The sequence below is a fragment of the Paraburkholderia sp. FW306-2-2C-D06C genome (genome assembly GCF_058781505.1).
This window is the reverse complement of record NZ_JBYSWU010000161.1, coordinates 1-505: the sequence shown is the minus strand read 5'-3', so window position 1 is coordinate 505 and position 505 is coordinate 1. Positions and strand designations below refer to the sequence as shown.

General features: G+C 62.0%; 1 pseudogene. It reads left to right on the top strand.

The annotated features are described in order from the left end of the window. Window positions 1-22: 22 nt before the first annotated feature. A pseudogene (locus tag AC3WLT_RS37315) lies at window positions 23-505 on the top strand (helix-turn-helix domain-containing protein); the annotation flags it as partial.

Genomic DNA, 505 nt, shown 5'->3' with positions numbered 1-505 from the left:
CCGCCCCTGGAAGGAGAGTCAATTGGAATCAGGGATCAAGCGAACACAGCGGGACTACAGCCTGGCCTTTAAACTGTCAGTGGTCGAACAGGTAGAAAAAGGCGAGATGAGCTACCGGGAGGCGCAGCGGCGCTTCGGCATCCAGGGCGCCTCGACCGTTCTGGCGTGGTTGCGCAGACATGGCCACCAGGACTGGAGTGCGGGTGGGTCTGCGCGTGCTGGAGGGGTGAGCGTGGAAAAGCCGGGCAAACTGCCGCTCACGCCCGAGCAGCGGATCAAGGAGCTCGAGGCGCAACTGAAGCAGGCCAACGAGAAGGCGCAGGTGTTTGAAGCCGTGCTCGAGGTTCTGAAGAAGGATTACGGAGTCCGGGTCGTAAAAAAGCCTTCCGGCAGGTCCTCGCGCAAGCGCTCGTCAAAGGACTGAGCGTGGCGAGAGCCTGCCGTTATATGGGGATCAGCCGCCAGGCGTACTACAAGCAGTGCCAGTGCGAATGCCGGCGTGCCG